The organism is Nosocomiicoccus sp. HMSC059G07 (assembly GCF_001815515.1).
GTDB lineage: Bacteria > Bacillota > Bacilli > Staphylococcales > Salinicoccaceae > Nosocomiicoccus > Nosocomiicoccus ampullae_A.
The window spans coordinates 1-234 of sequence record NZ_KV820889.1 but is presented as its reverse complement, the minus strand read 5'-3'; the positions used below and the strand labels follow the sequence as shown (position 1 = coordinate 234).

Below are 234 nucleotides of genomic sequence, written 5' to 3'. Positions count from 1 at the left end.
CACGACCAGGGCTTGAGATTGCGGGTTATTTTTCACATTATTCAAAAGAACGCGTTCAGTTATTCGGACTGACTGAAACGACGTATTTTAATACGAAATTAACGGATGAAGAACGCGCAACTCGTGCACAACTACTATGTACAAATGAGACGCCGTGTTTTATATTTACAGACGATTTAATACCACCAAAAGAAATTATAGAAGCGTGTGAGAATGCAAATATTCCACTTTTAA

At 37.6% G+C, this 234-nt stretch carries 1 pseudogene; it reads left to right on the top strand.

Annotated elements, in window-relative coordinates:
* Positions 1–234 (top strand): annotated as a pseudogene (locus HMPREF3029_RS09030) (HPr kinase/phosphorylase); the annotation flags it as partial.